Annotated in this window: 16 protein-coding genes and 1 tRNA gene; 9 read left to right on the top strand and 8 right to left on the bottom strand. The window is 48.9% G+C overall.

All coding sequences use genetic code 11. The features are described 5' to 3' along the window. The first annotated feature begins 79 nt into the window (after positions 1 to 79). Positions 80 to 1,891, top strand: coding sequence for a DUF262 domain-containing protein (locus tag P8A25_RS06430; protein WP_022398256.1), 1,812 nt, complete (start codon positions 80 to 82; stop codon positions 1,889 to 1,891). A gap of 36 nt (positions 1,892 to 1,927) precedes the next feature. On the opposite strand, the gene P8A25_RS06435 is transcribed toward P8A25_RS06430, so the two are convergent. Together P8A25_RS06435 and P8A25_RS06440 are read right to left on the bottom strand one after the other, a co-directional pair. Next, positions 1,928 to 2,542 (bottom strand): aminotransferase class IV, encoded by a 615-nt coding sequence (locus P8A25_RS06435; RefSeq protein ID WP_404838603.1) that lies wholly within the window; start codon positions 2,540 to 2,542, stop codon positions 1,928 to 1,930. After that, positions 2,523 to 3,539 (bottom strand): aminodeoxychorismate synthase component I, encoded by a 1,017-nt coding sequence (locus P8A25_RS06440; protein ID WP_215442636.1) that lies wholly within the window; start codon positions 3,537 to 3,539, stop codon positions 2,523 to 2,525. The genes P8A25_RS06435 and P8A25_RS06440 overlap by 20 nt, the downstream gene beginning before the upstream one ends. A gap of 30 nt (positions 3,540 to 3,569) precedes the next feature. Here P8A25_RS06440 and P8A25_RS06445 point away from each other — a divergent pair, with 30 nt between their 5' ends. After that, on the top strand, positions 3,570 to 4,166 hold the full coding sequence (locus P8A25_RS06445) for an anthranilate synthase component II (RefSeq protein WP_404838604.1): 597 nt from the start codon (positions 3,570 to 3,572) through the stop codon (positions 4,164 to 4,166). Between the two features lie 123 nt (positions 4,167 to 4,289). After that, on the top strand, positions 4,290 to 5,426 hold the full coding sequence (locus tag P8A25_RS06450; protein ID WP_251827978.1) for an NADH:flavin oxidoreductase: 1,137 nt from the start codon (positions 4,290 to 4,292) through the stop codon (positions 5,424 to 5,426). A gap of 10 nt (positions 5,427 to 5,436) precedes the next feature. Here P8A25_RS06450 and P8A25_RS06455 read toward each other — a convergent pair whose 3' ends face one another. The 3 genes from P8A25_RS06455 to ybaK all read right to left on the bottom strand — a co-directional run bounded on the left by P8A25_RS06455 (position 5,437) and on the right by ybaK (position 7,328). Then, entirely contained in the window at positions 5,437 to 6,183 is a 747-nt protein-coding gene (locus P8A25_RS06455) for a TIGR02206 family membrane protein (RefSeq protein WP_215442634.1), read from the bottom strand. After that, positions 6,159 to 6,647 carry a pyridoxamine 5'-phosphate oxidase family protein gene (locus P8A25_RS06460; protein WP_215442633.1) on the bottom strand — a complete coding sequence of 163 codons (489 nt, stop codon included), beginning with the start codon at positions 6,645 to 6,647 and terminating at the stop codon, positions 6,159 to 6,161. Before P8A25_RS06460 ends, P8A25_RS06455 begins: the two co-directional genes overlap by 25 nt. 180 nt (positions 6,648 to 6,827) lie before the next feature. After that, a complete protein-coding gene (ybaK, locus tag P8A25_RS06465; protein ID WP_215442632.1) occupies positions 6,828 to 7,328 on the bottom strand; it encodes a Cys-tRNA(Pro) deacylase in 501 nt (166 codons plus the stop codon). A gap of 156 nt (positions 7,329 to 7,484) precedes the next feature. On the opposite strand from ybaK, the gene P8A25_RS06470 reads away from it, so the two are divergent. Next, entirely contained in the window at positions 7,485 to 8,906 is a 1,422-nt protein-coding gene (locus tag P8A25_RS06470; protein ID WP_215442631.1) for a cytidylate kinase family protein, read from the top strand. 110 nt (positions 8,907 to 9,016) lie between these two features. Further along, positions 9,017 to 9,454, top strand: coding sequence for a pyrimidine dimer DNA glycosylase/endonuclease V (locus tag P8A25_RS06475; RefSeq protein ID WP_215442630.1), 438 nt, complete (start codon positions 9,017 to 9,019; stop codon positions 9,452 to 9,454). A gap of 21 nt (positions 9,455 to 9,475) precedes the next feature. Here the strand turns inward: P8A25_RS06475 and P8A25_RS06480 are convergent, their stop codons facing one another. The 3 genes from P8A25_RS06480 to P8A25_RS06490 form a co-directional block, all read right to left on the bottom strand. After that, entirely contained in the window at positions 9,476 to 11,389 is a 1,914-nt protein-coding gene (locus P8A25_RS06480) for a hypothetical protein (protein WP_404838605.1), read from the bottom strand. A gap of 127 nt (positions 11,390 to 11,516) precedes the next feature. After that, positions 11,517 to 13,211: an NACHT domain-containing protein gene (locus P8A25_RS06485; RefSeq protein ID WP_404838606.1), complete on the bottom strand. Its 1,695-nt coding sequence runs from the start codon at positions 13,209 to 13,211 to the stop codon at positions 11,517 to 11,519. A 381-nt stretch (positions 13,212 to 13,592) separates the two neighbouring features. Beyond that, positions 13,593 to 13,668: transfer RNA gene (locus P8A25_RS06490), tRNA-Ala, on the bottom strand. On the opposite strand from P8A25_RS06490, the gene P8A25_RS06495 reads away from it, so the two are divergent. From P8A25_RS06495 to P8A25_RS06510, 4 genes are all read left to right on the top strand, one after another. Further along, entirely contained in the window at positions 13,669 to 13,884 is a 216-nt protein-coding gene (locus tag P8A25_RS06495; protein ID WP_215442628.1) for a hypothetical protein, read from the top strand. A 3-nt stretch (positions 13,885 to 13,887) separates the two neighbouring features. Then, positions 13,888 to 14,160 carry a hypothetical protein gene (locus P8A25_RS06500; protein WP_215442627.1) on the top strand — a complete coding sequence of 91 codons (273 nt, stop codon included), beginning with the start codon at positions 13,888 to 13,890 and terminating at the stop codon, positions 14,158 to 14,160. Between the two features lie 72 nt (positions 14,161 to 14,232). Next, entirely contained in the window at positions 14,233 to 14,847 is a 615-nt protein-coding gene (locus tag P8A25_RS06505) for a PA14 domain-containing protein (protein ID WP_215442626.1), read from the top strand. A gap of 577 nt (positions 14,848 to 15,424) precedes the next feature. Further along, positions 15,425 to 15,955 (top strand): hypothetical protein, encoded by a 531-nt coding sequence (locus tag P8A25_RS06510; RefSeq protein ID WP_215442625.1) that lies wholly within the window; start codon positions 15,425 to 15,427, stop codon positions 15,953 to 15,955. Positions 15,956 to 15,971 lie beyond the last annotated feature (16 nt).

The raw sequence follows: 15,971 nt of genomic DNA on the forward strand, positions 1-15,971 counted from the left end.
CCAACTTCTAATATCCATGAAAAGCACTCCTCATGCTAAATAAGCTCAATAGTGGATGAAGCAATAAAAGAGAAATATCATGACCGGTGAAAAATTCACGTTGATGCAATATTCCGTCAGCGCCGTCTTGGGGCTGATAGAAGCGGAAGATTTTGTTATACCAGAAATTCAGCGCCCCTTTGTCTGGAAACGAAGCCAAGTACGGGATTTAATTGATTCCTTATATAACGGCTACCCTACGGGCTATATCATTACTTGGAAGAATCCTGACGTGAAAACCAAGGATGGAGGAAAAGCCAACGGAAAAAAAGTACTTATCGACGGACAGCAACGTGTAACCGCCCTGATGGCCGCTATCGCCGGCAAAGAAGTCCTGGATGAAGATTTTAATAAAGACCGCGTCAAAATCGCCTTCAATCCTCTTGCTGATGATCCGAGCAAGCGTTTTGCGGTTCAAGACGCTTCTCATTTAAAAGACAAACGATGGATACCGGATATTTCCATCGTATTTGATGCCGATTTCGATGCGTTCGAGTTCTCCGTTGAATATTGTACCATCAATGAAGGAATCAAACCCAACATAATCAATAAATCCATTGCCTCTCTAAAAGGAATCGCCAACAGGCAAATTGGCGTGATTGAGCTGGATGCTACATTGGATATTGATGAAGTAACTGAAATTTTCATTCGTATCAATTCCAAAGGAACGTCTCTCAGCCAATCAGACTTTGTCATGTCCAAGATGGCCGCGGACATGGAACATGAAGGCAGTATGATGCGTAAAACAGTGGACTATTTCTGCCATCTGGCCGTGAAACCTGATTTTTACTCCTTATTGGTACGTGATGAGGAATTCCAGAATTCCAAGTATGCGGATAAAATTAAGTGGCTGGCTCATGATTATGATGACATTTACGATCCCGATTACGGCGATATGCTACGGGTATCATTCATGCACCAGTTCCGCAGAGGAAAACTTGCTGATTTGGTCAGCTTATTGTCCGGGAGGGATTTCGAAACCAAGGAATACCGGGATGATATCGTAGCGGAATCCTACCGGAAACTGGATGCCGGCATTGTACAATTTATCAACCAGCACAATTTTACACAATTTGTAATGGCCCTTAAGGGTGCGGGCTTTGTCTCCAGCAAACAGTTGAATTCACAAATGACGTTGGATTTTGCTTACACTTTGTATCTGATGCTGCGGAGTGATCCAACCATTCCAAACGAACAAATCAAACGGCATGTTCAAAAATGGTTCGTCCTCTCCACCCTAACTTCAAGATACATCGGATCTCCGGAGACGCAGATGGACCGTGATATGCGCAATATCGAAGAAAAAGGCTTCCTGAATTTCAAAACAGAAGTGGAGGCCTCTGCCCTATCGGAAACATTTTGGACGGTTACGCTGCCTCAGAACCTGGAAACGTCTTCTGTAAACAGTCCCGCCTTTAATACCTTCCTTGCTGCTCAAATTAACCTGAACTGCAATTCCCTGCTGATGAAAGGGACTAAAGTCTCCGATCTCATTACCATTTCAGGAGACGTGCACCATATTTTTCCGCGCAATTATCTGAAAAAGAACGGCATTGATAATAAGACAAAATATAATCAGGTAGCCAATTATATCTATCTTGATACGCAGGTAAATAAAGCCATTGGAGACGATCCTCCCTCTGTCTATTTTGCCAAAGTGCAAGAGCAATGCGGGACTAAAGCCATTACACTCGGAAATATTTCCGATGAAGAAATGCTTTACCGCAATCTGGAGGAAAATAGTATCCCTCAAAATATTGTCAGCATGGATATAAGTGATTACGAATCATTCCTTCAAGAACGCCGCAAACTGATGGCGAAGCTGATGCAACGGTATTATCAGGAATTGTAGATCATGCTCCTGTAATATATAAATTTATAAAACCGGTTAAGGATAGACGATATCCTCCGTCCGCACCACCACGTCGCCGGGGTCCAGCATGGCGTTAATCAGGGAACAGAAGCGGGATTTTTTTATATCCTCCGCTTTGATGGAAAGCTCTTCAATGGCTCCGCATGCCAGCAGGAATGCGCGCTTGGTGCCGGGAAGCAGAAAAGTTTCCGGAGTCACCCAGGAGGAGCCGTCCCCGAACACGACGTTGCTGTACCGCGTATCCGTCACCTGCCCGTGCCGGAGGATCAGCACTTCTTCATCCTCTCCCAACCCCAGCCCTGCCGTCTGAAGCTCCGTCCGGTCCTCCCACTTGCAGAAGTAATCCAGCCGTGGATTTTCCACGCATGCCAGCCTTTTCACCAGCCGGGGACGGTAAGGTTCAAAGACGGGACGGCGCGCCTTTCCCTGCGTATCATACGTGATATGGCATTTGTAAATGCCTGCGCCCTCCGGACCGGGGTTCCCTTCCAGCACGGAGGCCAGGTCCGGAACGGAGGAACCTTCCTCACCGTGAAGCTTCATGCTCCTCTCCACCCTCCGCTGGTGCCAGGGCAGCAGGCAGGGCGCTCCATCCTTCCATTTTACGGTTTCAAAGATCAAACGGCACATAAACTTTGGCAATAGCTTCCCGGTATTCCTCCTCCATACGGCTCATGACGGTGATGCCGCCTCCGCTCTTGTACACTATTCCCTCCCCGGCCTCTTCCATGAAGCGGATGGCGACGGCGGAATCCAGCTCCCGCCCGTTGAAAAAGCCGAAAACTCCCGTGTAAAATCCCCGCTCCATGTCTTCCGCCTCCGCAATGGCCCGGCAGGTGGCCTCCTTGGGCGCTCCGGTCACGCTTCCGGCGGGCAGCAGCTTCATCATCATCTCCCCCAGACTGGAACGCCAGTCTTCCGGGAGAGTGCCTGAAATTTCAGAACTGCACTGCAGGATGGCGCCGCCGCGCGTTTCCACAGGGCTGATATAGCGGTAGCGCTTCACCCGCACGCCAGCCGCCACCATGGAAAGGTCATTGCGCATCAGGTCCACAATGGTGGCGGACTCACGGTTCTCCTTCTCATCCGTCTCCAGCCATTGGCGGGCTTCCGGCGTGGCGGCAGGAGCCGTCCCCTTCATCGGAAACGTGGAGACGGTCCGTCCGCGCACCGTGACGAATGGTTCCGGAGAAAAACAGACGCATCCGCGGCCATGCACGCCGGGAATGCGGGCGTCCGGCCCCAGCAGCATCCGGTAGGGCGCGCGGGCGAACCGGAACAGGTGGCTCAGCGCCAGATTGGTTTCCACGGGAGTGGCCACGCACAAATTCAGCAGGTAGGAGTCTCCCCTCAGCAGATGCTTCCGGACGGAGGAAAAAGCCTCCGCATACCGGGACACGGAACAGGGGGAAGGAGTGAACCGTATCCGTTCCGGAAGCGCAGGGACCATCCCTTTCAGCTCCATTCCCCCCAGAGGAAGCGCAAAGGCCGCCGTACGCCCTTCCCCTGCACCGCCAGGCTCCAGCAGCAGGTTGTGCTCCAGGTCATGGGAGATCACGAAAAAGAACGGATGTCCCGCACGGCCCAGGGCATTCATGCGGCGGATGGTCTCTTCCCGTGTGTACATTGGCGGAAATTACTCTATCATGTGCGCGCCATGAGTCAACCGAACGTCTGGATCATTGACCACCGGGATTCCTTCACCTGGAATCTCGCGGAACTCGTCCGGGTGACCGGAATGGCCGTTCCGCGCGTGGTTCCCAATGACTCCCCGGAACTGGAACAGGCGGTCCAGGCCGGGGAAAAGCTCATCCTGTCTCCGGGGCCCGGCATGGTGCGGGACGCGTGCCACCGGGCAACCTTCCGCCTGCTGGACAGGCTGCCACCTTTCACCCCGGTGCTGGGCGTCTGCCTGGGGCATCAAATCCTGGGCGTCCATTACGGGGCGGAGCTGGAGCACCTCTCCCGGCCTCTGCACGGGGCGCGGGAATCCATACGCCGGGTAGCATCATGCCCGGTCCTTGACGGATTGCCGGAGGAATTCCCCGCAGGCCTGTATCATTCCTGGCGCCTTGCCCCCTCCCCGTGGCCGGAAGAACTGGCCGTGACGGCCAGAGACTCCGGCGGGAACATCCAGGCGGTCCGCCACAAGTCACGCCCCCTGTACGGCATCCAGTTCCACCCAGAATCCATTCTGACCCCGGACGGAGTGCTCCTGCTGCGGGATTTTCTCTCCCTTCCGGAGAAGGGATAAAACCCCTGAATCCCGTGATCAAATTTTCCAGGGATGAACGGGAGTGAACCGCAAAGTGTCTCATTCCTGTACCATGCCGGCCCATTTACGGGCCAGGTCAGGATATAACGCCTTTTTATTCTCATGAACGCACAGAACGAACTTAAAATCAGGGACATGGAAATCCTGTTCCAGCCTTTTCATTCACGCAAGCTCAACACCCCGACGCGCCTGGTCCTTCCGGCCATGACGCGGGGATTTTCCCCCAACGGGGTTCCCACGGACCAGGTGGCCGAGTATTACAAGAGCCGGGCAAAGCATGAAGTGGGCCTTATTATTACGGAAGGCACCTTCATTGACGAGCCCAGCGCCTCTCCCTCCTCCAACTATCCCAACTTCTTCGGCGGCGCCTCCCTGCGGGGATGGAAAAAGGTGCTGGAAGCCGTCCATACCACGGACTGCAAAATAGTCCCCCAGCTCTGGCACGTGGGCATGGACCGCCCCTTCAAGGGAGACAACCTGCCCAACCCGGAACTGCCGCCCATAGGCCCTTCCGGGATAGACGTGAACACGCTGGAGCAAACGGCAGAACCCATGAGCATCGCCAAGATTGAAGAAGTCATTGACGCTTTCGCTCGTGCGGCAGCGGACGCCAAACGGCTGGGCTTTGACGGCGTGGAACTGCACGGAGCGCACGGCTACCTGATTGACCAGTTTTTCTGGAAGGAAACCAACAGGCGCACGGACGAATACGGCGGCGACCTGGTGGGCCGCACCCGTTTTGCCAGCCGCATTATTCATGCCGTACGCAAGGCGGTAGGCAGCCAGTTCCCCATCATCTTCCGCTTCTCCCAATGGAAAACGGGCCATTACGACGCCAAGCTGGCGTATTCCCCCGTGGAGCTGGAAGACTTTCTGGCGCCCCTGGCGGAAGCGGGCGTGGACATCTTTGACTGCTCCACGCGCCGGTTCTGGGAACCGGAGTTTGCAGGTTCACGCCTCAACCTGGCCGGATGGACCAAAAAGCTCACCGGAAAACCCACCATCTCCGTCGGTTCCGTGGGACTCAAGGGAGACTTCACGAATGCCTTTGACGGCGGCCCGGAGGCGGAAGCCGCCAGCCTGGAACCGCTGGTGGAACGGATGCAGGCCGGGGAGTTCGACCTCATTGCCGTGGGGCGCGCGCTGCTGGCGGATGCGGAATGGGCGGAAAAGATACGCCATGCCCGTGAAAAGGACATCCACCTGTTCACGAAGGAAGACCTGAAGACGCTGAAATAGGAACTGACGGTCAGGCGTTTTCCCCTGGACACCCCTGCTTTTTCCCGGGGCGAACCGTCAGGTACAGCAGCCGGAGCACTACCAGCGCCGGAACCTGAAGCGCCAGGAAATACCACGGCGCAGGCCCGAAGTACTCCAGAACGGTTCCCGGAGGGGCGTACCGGGTGAACCCGTAATTAGTCCCCAGCCAGATATTCACGGGAATGACCAGCAGCAGGTACGCGTCGCAAAGGGCCAGCGTTCTTACGTCGTCCCAGGGGCGTGCGCGCCATTGCAGCACCACGGGGATGTACAGAGCGGAAACCAGCAGCAGGCCGTGCCCCACGAAAAAGGCAAAAAAGGCGCCAGAGGGAAATCCCTCATACAGCATGGGAGTAATCAGCCCCTGGACGCTGGCGGCCAGCACGCCGAAGTAAGCGACGGCGCACGCCCAGGGCCTGCGGTACCACAGGGCGATGAAGCAGACCAGCGTCATCAGGCTGCAAAAATGCAGGGGAAGCCGGTCCTGCCAGGGTTCCCAGTGCTCCCGGACGATGCGCCCGAAGGTTTCAATCAAAAAAGTGAGCAGGAAAACGGCGCCCAATACCTTGCCGACAAGCACGCGTTTTTCCATCCGCAGCCGGCGGCAGCCCCACAGAAGGGCTCCCGCAGCAGCCGCCACGATGCCGAGCGCCATCCAATGCGGCAGGCTCCAGCGGATAAACAGGGTGACGGCGTCTCCGGACATGGAAATCAGGCGGAAGGAAGTTCCGGGCATGCCTGAAGCTTGCCGCTCATGGACTCCACCCGGAGGCGAAGGACGCATACGGCGCGGGCCATGGCGGGGGTGAAGGCCACTTCCCGCCCCGTCTGTTGCAGCATGATGCGGCTCAAGGCATGTATCTTTTCCCCGTCCTCCTGAAGAATTTCCACCGTCCCCCGGCCCATCACGCAGGCATAGGCATAACTGTACAGGCATGGGTTTTTCCCCTCTATCAGCATATGGTCCCCATCCATTTCAAAAGAAGCTGCCGGGCGGGATTGCAGGATATCCAGCTTCCGCCCCTCCCTGGCGCAATGGAAAAACAGCTCCAGGGAACCGTCCCGGTCCTCATAACCGAAGTTCAGGGGCACCATGTACACCTCCGTGCCGTCCCATAATCCCAGGCGGCACACCTTGAACCGCGCTATCATCTCCAGCAGGTCTTCCCGCCGGGTTACTTCCTTGTCTTTTCTTCTCATAAGCGAAACCTTTCCCCTTCCACTCATGCAGAGCGCAGAATCCGGCCCTGTAAAAGAACAGGAAACGGAGCGGCTGCCCATGGCAACGGAGAAACGGACCGGAACAGGGATATAGAAAAAAATCCTCCGTGAAAAGCTTTTTACCCCGGCCCTTCCCCTTTTCCGGAACACCGGAAAACATCAGGAAGCGGAAGCCTCCGTCACATCAGCAAAAACAGCCTCCGCCGCCCGGCATAAATCCAGGGGATTGAGTTCAATCTGGCACCCCAGGCGGCCGCCGCTCACCACCATCTCCGGCAGAGCCTCCGCGCTGGAATCAATCACCGTGGGGTACTTCTTCTTCATTCCCAGGGCCGTACAGCCGCCGCGTACATACCCTGTCACCGCCGTGATCTCCTTCACGGGAAGCATGGCAACGGCCTTGGCGCCTGCGGCGCGCGCCGCCTTCTTCAGGGAAAGCTCCGCTCCAATGGGAATAACGAACACGTAATACTGGCGGGGAGCGCCCACCGTCACCAGCGTCTTGTACATCTTCTCCGCCGGCAGCCCCAGGGCCTCCGCCGTATGCCGGGCATCTACAAACTCATGGCACTCATAGGAATAATGCCTGTAGGGAACCCGCAGCGTATCCAGCAGGCGCATGGCGTTCGTCTTTACTTCCTTCTCCTTCTTTTTGGCCATAAGCTTGAAACGGAATCTGCCCGCAAGAATAGGAAAAACGGCGCCCTTTGACAAGACCGGGGACCTTTCTCCCCCGCACGCGCGGAAAGGGAAAAAGCCGTTCCCTCCCCCTGCACCCTTGACTTGACGCTGACAGAGGGGCTAACATCCGGTATCATGGCAGATCATCACGTCCGGAGAAGCATTGGGGAACACATCCTGCGGTGCTCCGTCCTGATCGTGGCGCTCTTCATCATGTCCCTGGGCATCGCCCTCTCCGCCAAGGCCAACCTGGGAGTCTCCCCCATCTCCTGCACGCCGTATGTGCTCAGCCTGGCGCTTCCGCTGACGATGGGAACCGTCACCATCCTGATGCACCTGACCTTCGTGGCCGTGCAGGCGGCCCTGCTGAAAAGGAACTTCCGCCCGGCGCATCTGCTCCAGATACCCGTGGTATTCCTCTTTGGGGCGTTGACGGACTTCTCCATGTGGCTGATGGCCCCTCTGGAACCGGGCGGCTACCTGTGGTCCGCCGTACTCTGCCTGCTGAGCTGCCTGGTCATCGGCTTCGGCGTCTTTCTCCAGGTCAAGGCGGATGCCGTTCTGCTGGCCGCGGAAGGAATGAGCCTGGCCTTCGTCAAACTCTTCAAATGGGAATTCGGGGCCGTGAAAACCAGTGTGGACTGCACGCTGGTCTGCATTGGCCTGGTGTGCTCCCTGACGCTCCTTCCGGGACTAACGGGCATCCGGGAGGGAACCATTGTGGCGGCCGTCCTGGTGGGAATGATCGTCCGATTCTTCAACAGGCACGTCTTCTGGCCGGACAGGCTGCTGGAACAGCTGACACGCTCCGGAGCGGCGGAAGAACTCCTTCCGCTGGCACGGACAGCTGCTTACGCGCCGGACGCTCCGCTGGTCATTTCCATTGACCGGGAATACGGCTCCGGCGGCCACGCCATCGGCAAAATGCTGGCGGAGAAACTGGGAATCCCATTCTACGACTCGGAACTGGTGTACCTCACCGCCTCCCAAAGCGGCCTTACTCCGGACTACATCCGCAAGCATGAACAACAGCTCACCAGCCGCTTCCTGCACGAGCTCTACGCGCAGAACTACGCCTACACGGCGGAAGAACTGCCGCCGGAAGACGCCACCTTCCTGGCCCAGAGCAAAGTCATCCGGGATATCACGGCCAGACAGGCCTGCGTCATTGTGGGCCGCTGCGCCAACTTCATCCTGAAAGGAAGGCCCAACCTGTTCAGCGTCTTCCTGCATGCGGATCCGTCCGTACGCATGCAGCGCGTCATTGAAAACTACGGGGTGCAGCCTGCCCGCGTAGCCAAAACCATGGACACCATGGACTCCCGCCGCCGCACCCACTGCCTGCACTATACCGGGCAGGAGCTGGGCAACGCCCGCCTTTACGACCTGTGCGTCAACACGTCCGACTACGGGCTGGAACGCACCGTGGAATTGATTTTGGAAGCCATCAGCACCAGAACGGCGGACTCCCCCGCCGCGGAAACAGTCCCCGTCAGGAACTCCGCGCTACCGGAACCGGACGCCGAAGACATCCAGGGAGAAATCTCCCTGGCCTGAGGATGATTCCGGACTCCGGGAAATCCGTATACGCTCCCGGCCTTCCATTACAGAGGCCCCCGGAGACAGATAAAATCAACGCCGTCCCCGTATTCACAGTCCAAGAGTTCATGAGACTCTGGTCCCTCCACCCTTCCTACCTGGACTCCATCGGCCTGATTGCCCTGTGGCGGGAAGGTTTGCTCGCCCGGAAAGTCCTGCTGGGCCAGACAAAAGGCTATACGCATCATCCCCAGCTCATCCGCTTCCGGGAAACGGAAAACCCCATTCAAACCATAGACGCCTACCTGAAAGCCGTCCATGACGAATCTGTGCGCAGGGGCTACAACTTTGATTTAAACAAAATTTCTCCCTGCGAGTGTCAACCGCCTCCCCGCCTCCTCCTGCCGGACAAACAACTGGAATACGAATTCCACCATCTCCTGAATAAGCTTAAGACAAGGTCTCCCCAGCAATATTCTATTTTGCAACAGATCACCCCCGTCCTTCCTCACCCACTTTTCCAAGTGATGTTGGGAGACATTTGTTCATGGGAAAAATATGATTAATCAAAACGATTAAAACAAAATTCATTTAGCCAAATCAATACAAATAACTTCTATATTATTTTCATAATCAATAGGAATCGAATCTTTTACCCTCTCTAAAAAAGAATCGTGACCACTGAAATTAAATATTAAATAAATTCCATGTTGTACATTTGAAGAAAAATACTTGTCTATCAATTGATTTTTAATACTTGTATACAACTCTCTATTACTATCTTTCTTACATTCAATCTGTATTTCAAAATCTTCTACGTTATAACGTACATTAATGTCCACTCTATTATTGGCTTCATATCTTTCCTTGGCCATATCAAGATCATTTCTATATCTATCTTTCAAACGACGAAGAATAATATCTCTACAGCATTCTTCATCTTTCGAAGAACCATCCTGATTATAAAAAGAATCTTTATCATTATCACGATTATCCTCTATCGTTTTCTTCAACTCAATCAATCTACAACAAACATCTATAAAGAAATCCTCTTTTGATAAAATTGTGTCAGATATAATAAATTCCTTGAGATTATCAATAGGAATCGAATTTTTTACACTGTCTGCTTCTTGTTGAATCAGTTCACTAATTCGATGTGTGATTAGATGTGTCCAAACATCATTTTTATTCTGACGCCTGACTTGCAATTCTTGCATCTCTCCTAAATTTAAAAGATGGAAGCTATCTCTTCTCAAGAACGTTGTACACCAATCACTATCTGATTGAACTTCTTTTACATATTCTATTGATTCGGGTGTTGTAAAACAACTAATCATATAGTCGATGGATCTTACTTTCATATCCGAGGATAAAAAATGAAAACTATATCTACTTGGTACACAAAATTTACTTAATATAATTGCATGTCTTTCAATAAATTCTTCCTTTTTGTCTTCTAAAAAAATAATCAACGTTCGAATTTTATCTTTATTCTCGTCTGTTAGTTCATACTTCTCCAATTGCTGTAAAGTTTTCAAATCTAATTGAAAAGCCGTTAAACGCAAAAATGTCTGGACAATATAATCTACATCAATTTTACAAGCCACGGCCATTTCTTTTAATTTTTCAATCTCATTTTCTTTTTCAAAATACGGCAGTAATACATTTTTTAGACTTGGAGCTTTCTTGGCAACCGCATATTGTAAAAAGCATTTCAGAGATTCTTCGGCCAACTCTGATTTGTTTATATTAAAATATTCTGCAAAGTCATTTTTGATAATTCCTCCTGTATTGGAATGTAAAATACAATTAATGTAAATGTATTTTTGAATTTGCATATCCAATTGAGAGAGTTCCTCATTTGTATTCAACGAGCATGCAACATAGTAAACCATATGAATGGAATTATCTTCCATCAATGAATATACATCTAAATTATCAAATCTCAATCGATCCGCATGATATAAATTTTTAATAATATTTTTTAATCGTTTTTGTTCATCTTTAGAAACAGGAATTTCTTCTTTAAGATAAATAAATTGTGAAATCCAGCAAAGATTTTTATCTACAATATCATTGTCACTTCTATTTTTAAAATATTCATCACTTTCTATTATTAAATTTTTATGATTTTCTTCTTGTTCTATTTTATGATTTTCATATTCAATCATCCATTCTTCTTTAGTAGGATTTATGAGTTTTTTATATAAATCTAAAAATTGAAATTTTTGAGCAATTTCCTTTACATTGTCGGAAGCTTGATTTTCTTTTGGCAATCCACAAAATGCAAAATGAAACAGTTTCTTATTTATATTATCATTAAGATTTAAGCTCATTTTCTCAAATAATATATCACTCCATTTAGTTACTCCACATACCGCAAATAAATATCTGAATTTATGAATTTCATATTGTTCTCCATTGCTCTTCAAAAAATCGTCTACATACAAGGAAAACAATTCATTAGCCAATTTATATATTTTTTTCGAATTTTTCTTCATTAATTCTTTTGCTAAATATGAAGATTCAATGGGAAGAGTTTCATACCAACAATAATATTTTTTAAAATGAGTTAGGATACTATAAATTTGAAAAGCAGATAAAACTTCTTCAAACTTTAAGATTGTTTCAAAGAAATATTCTTTTATAAAAAAATTCTGTATTTCCAGGAAACTTCACACCAGTTTTACATTTACTAAGCTGATAAATTCGATCTATTAGCTGAAACTTATGTTTATATCGTATATTGTACAAAAAATCCCCGTGACCTCCCATCCATGATCTTTGGTAGATCATCAGCCATTCAGGGATTTTCTCTAACGATATATGATTAGGATACAGTAACTTCAGTAATTTGTCTTTTAAAACATCATCGCCATCCTCGATATTTCCATTCTTAATTAAATCAAGTACTTCCATTAAAAATGCCCAATCCTTAGATACACCTTCGAGCATTTCAGTTTTATAGTAAGCGGAAATTCCTTTTGCTACTATTTTCTTTTTCAAAAAATCAATCATTTTAGCACTCAAAGATGTATTTGATACAACAATCCGTGTAATCAAATACACATAATGGTTATTTAAGCGCAATGCTTCTTCTAATTCACTAATAAAAAAATCATCAAATTCAGGATCATAAATATCGGAAAGAAATTCTGTTCTGTTGAAATTCCAGAAATATGGATTATCCAATGAATATTTTTTAATCTCCAGAAGAATCTCTCTTTTTTGTTGATCATTAAACAGCGATGAATCACCGTAAACTAGCTGATAATAAGGGTCTATTTTAATGAATTCATTATTCCGCGACAAAGAACACAACCATGCATAGGTACCTCTTAATTCTGTCGCTACCTTGCCCTTATATGCAAACATATTTTTAACACGCAAAAATGATGATGGACAACTTTCTGACAATTTATACTTCTGAATGAACATTGCTGCTGCAAATTCGGCAATGGTTCTGTGAATAAAGTGATGTTCTGCAAACAATGCTGTTCTAAGAGTTGCTTCCAATTTCTCTTTAGGATAACCATTGGAAGTGTCACATATTTTGTCCAATAAATCTCCTCCCAGTTCTCCGATATCTGAAAACATATAGAAAAACGCAATATACCCTACATATTTCAGCATTTCATCAGGTTCAAGCCTGTATTCCCTTCTACGATTATGCGAAATATTATGTTCACGTGCGGTTATAATAAATTCCTTATAGAGTTCAGATTTGGCATCAAAATTTTTCTCAGGATTATTTTTATACAGCTGCACTAACATTGTAAACATCTGAGGATTACTCAAAAAACCATGACTTGAAAATTTCCTCATAAATATTTCAATATTATCAACGCTATATAATTCAGCCAATTCTTTCTGTTGCAATTCATTCATCGGTTGGATTTTATAAACGTTTGCGATGTTTCCAACTACATCTTTTAATGCTTGAATATCACTTTCTCCATACCAGTCCATTTCCCGACAAGTTATGACCACTTTTATTGTATCTGGTAGTTCTTTTATCCTATGGGCTAGTTCTTCCATTAGAAATATTTCATCTTTTTCGAAACATCTACTTTCATCCAAACCATCCAACAATACTATTTCAGTACAATCTTCCATAGCTATTGGAAATTTTAAAAAAGATTTTATCTTTATAAACTTGGTCCTTGAGGGATGATCTTGATAATATTTTTTTAAGAGAGATGTTTTCCCACTTCCAGGAGCTCCAAGAATGATTATGATTCTGCTTTCTTGAAGTGCATCATTAAATGAAATAATTTCTTTTGTTTCATTAGAATGCTTCTTTAAAAATAAATCTATATACATAAAATATTAATTATAATTTTTCACTTATGCTAATTTCATAGTAGTATCCCCTGTAGTATTCTCTAGACCCGGCCTATTAAATATCTATATCTGGTAGCAGGTACCACAAATCTCGATAACTCCCATATGCTTTAAGGATTATTGTCAAGGAGATTTTGTATGTTCAAAAGCTTCCCTTATTTTTATCCGTGAACCTTACAACTGGCAACACCATATTCATCATGGGCTGTGTTTTTACTAAGATACAACAAGGAAACGAGCGGGTTCCGTTTGGTGATATTTCCTCAATCTCACCAAACTAATATGGATGATTTTTTCCGGACCACTAGTAGTTGATAAAAGGAAAAGGCCTTAAAGCGTTTTTGCTTTAAGGCCTTTATTTGGTGGAGCATAGCGGGTTCGAACCGCTGACCTCCTCAATGCCATTGAGGCGCTCTACCAACTGAGCTAATACCCCTTGACTTTCGTCTTGGTGCGTCCTGTTGAGGACGGGGAGAAAGTACCATTACTGGCGCAGACGCGCAAGCTTTTTCTGCAAAAAAAGATGCGGATGGATGATTTTTTCCGGGAAATCCCGGACTGGGAAGATTCACCAGGCCACGCCTGCCCGGAAATCGGGACAGCCCAAATAAATGTGTTTGAATGGGATGCACGGCTGTTTTACCTTTCATGAAAGATGAAACGGCCCCTTTTCCAGCATCGCATGCTTTCCGCTGCCGCCCTGGCGGCTTTCTTCCTGGCAGGTTCCCTTCACGCGCAGGAACCTCCCGCTGCTGCCGGACAGCCGGCTCCCACGGCGGACAGCGGCATTTCCACACCCCGGCGGGTAGCCGGACTGGGCGTTCTGGCGTTCCTGATTGGCTGGATGATCTGGAGAAGCGGTTCCCGCCGCCAGAAGGACGGCAGCCAGGAGCAGGAGAAGCCTCATGACACCGAACCCCGGGAATGACGCCGTTTTTGAAAGGTTGCCCCTGTCCTTTCCGTAGTCGTTGCAGAGAGTATCCCTCTGCCCCATTCATTCATGAACGTTTTTTTACCCATCCTGAGCCTCCTGTGCGGCGCCTTGCTGACGGAAGCCGCTTCCGGCTCGTCCGATGCCGGAGAGCCTTCCCCGGGCGTAGCGCAGGAGTTATGGTTCGGTATTCCGGGAAGCTCGGTAAGAGATTTAACGCACGGGAAGGTTTTTGAGACAGCGGCATCAGCCGTTTACAAGATAAGCAGCCTGGATGTAACTAATCTGGGCGACCAGTACGGAGCCCGTTATTCCGCCCTGATCCGGGTACCCGTCAGCGGCAAGTACCGTCTTTACCTGTCTTCCGACGATTCCGCGGAGCTGTGGCTTGGCAAGGACGCCACCCAGAAGGACATGGCCTGCATTGCTACGGTTAAAGGGTATTCCGATCCCCATAATTGGAGCAACCAGCCCAACCAGGCTTCCGAGCCTGTTCAGCTGGAAGCAGGCCGTTTTTATTTTCTGCTGGTGATTCACAAGGAGGACGGAGGCCCGGACCATATGTCTGTCGCCTGGTCGGGGCCCGATATTCCTGCCCCCGTCATCATTCCGTCCACGGCCCTGTTCGTTCCTCCAGGCATCCTCCCGGAAGACAAGCTCCAGGCTCCTAAAACGGCCGAGTAACCCCTCTGTGCCGTTCCGGGTGCCCTTGGAAATTTTTTCAGGGTATCCTCCCATATTTAGCCCTTTAGAAAAAGGGAGGCGTTTCATGTGGTGCGACAGGCGGAGTACGGGAACGTTTTACCTACCGAGGAATAAACTACCGGGCCTCCCCCTTCAGGGAAGCCCGGCTTTCTCGTCGTATATCACGTAGTTAATCGGAGCGACCTGACACCAAAAATGTCAAAACACCCACTGAAATCAATCTAGCGGATTTCTAATCCGTCTTCATTCCGGATGCCCTGAATTTCTTCTTAAAGAGTTGAATTTCTTAAGTTATTCAAAGAAATAAAGTTTACACGGAGGAAGTATCAGGAGAACTTTTCTACAGGAATGGAGAATTTCCCGGCATGGGGACGGGAGCGGCAGAGCCTCTTTTCACGATTCCTTATTTCATTTTTTATCACCATTCATTTATTTTATGCGCATTTTATTAATTTTTTCAGATACTCCGCTTTAGTTGCACACCTGTTATTCACATTCTATTTACATCACCTTTTATCTTCGGGGAAGCTTCCGTCCTGTTTTTACACGGCCAATCATGAATGCGAAACCCCAGCAGGGAATAAAAAAGAATGAAGACCTTCAAGCTACACTCAAAAACGGACAGGAGAAGAGCGGGAAACCCACTCTCCCAGCCGCCTTTCCTGTTCTGGAAACAGGCTCCAGAAAAGAACTGCAAATCACCTGGAACGATTTTCCAGACCGGGATCAGCTTCAAGAGTTATACACATCTTATAAACATGTTATTATCAAACCTCCCATGATTTGCTGTGATTTTTGCCGTCATCGGCAAAGTTTCATAACAGGCGGCATCAAGGAAAACACCGGAAACGGCTCTGACCGGGAGAAGGCTGTTTCCCGTAGATTTCTTCCAGATATTGAAGAGAAGAGTTACCGCCACCGTTATCACATTCATATTATTAAGCCACAAAATGCACCATTCTCGTGCTTTTTTTCAAGCACCAGAGGATCAGACGTCCGCAAATATTTTCACGTACGCATTTCTCCCGGAGCACGGATTTTCCATCCATTTCCGCAGGACAGAATGAGAGTAAACGGAAGGATTTAAAAACGCATGGCCATGA

Origin of the sequence: Akkermansia sp. BCRC 18949 (assembly GCF_045011645.1) — a bacterium.
Taxonomy (GTDB): Bacteria; Verrucomicrobiota; Verrucomicrobiia; order Verrucomicrobiales; family Akkermansiaceae; genus Akkermansia; species Akkermansia massiliensis.